This is a genomic window from Vibrio sp. 1562 (assembly GCF_033340155.1).
GTDB classification, from domain to species: Bacteria; Pseudomonadota; Gammaproteobacteria; order Enterobacterales; family Vibrionaceae; genus Vibrio; species Vibrio alginolyticus.
This window is the reverse complement of sequence record NZ_JAWOVY010000587.1, coordinates 1-580: the sequence shown is the minus strand read 5'-3', so window position 1 is coordinate 580 and position 580 is coordinate 1. Positions and strand designations below refer to the sequence as shown.

Sequence of the window (580 nt, the reverse complement as noted above, 5' to 3'; positions counted from 1 at the left end):
AGCTGCGGGATATGCGTGTAACGCTTCATAAAAGGGTAGATAAAGGCTAAGACAAGACCCGCAAAAGAGAGCTGAATCGTTAAGGGGTTCATAGTCAAAACAAGTAAGAATGAGCTCACGGCCAAAACCAAAAATAAGCCAATCGCCTCTTTCGCCGTGACCTTACCCGAAGGCAATGGACGCTGTTTAGTACGCTTCACATGACCATCGACTTTGCGGTCTGCAAAATCGTTAATGACGCAGCCTGCACTACGCATTAAAAATACACCCAACACAAATACAATGAGCACATCCCAACTCGGTATGCCTTGGGCTGCAATGACCAGAGCCCAAACCGTTGGCCACAACAATAATAGTGAACCAATTGGGCGATCCATTCGCATCAGCTGCCAATATGCTTTGGCTTTTTCTGCGGACATTTACCCTCTCTCCTTGGCGTAAATAGGTGAATTCGATAAGAATAACTCAGCGACTAACATAGGTTTGTGATTCATCCACAACCTTGAGCGTCGTGCGAGAAAACGGCCTTGAGGCAAGTGAACCCAACCCATTTGCAGCGAGTCGCGCTCGACATTATCGG

General features: G+C 47.2%; 2 protein-coding genes. Both read right to left on the bottom strand.

The annotated features are described in order from the left end of the window. On the bottom strand, positions 1 to 419 hold a 419-nt coding region (locus R7Z49_RS26540), incomplete at its 3' end, for a UbiA family prenyltransferase (protein ID WP_318112644.1). After that, positions 420 to 580, bottom strand: a 161-nt coding sequence (locus R7Z49_RS26535) for a chorismate lyase (RefSeq protein WP_318112646.1), incomplete at its 5' end; no start/stop codon positions are given.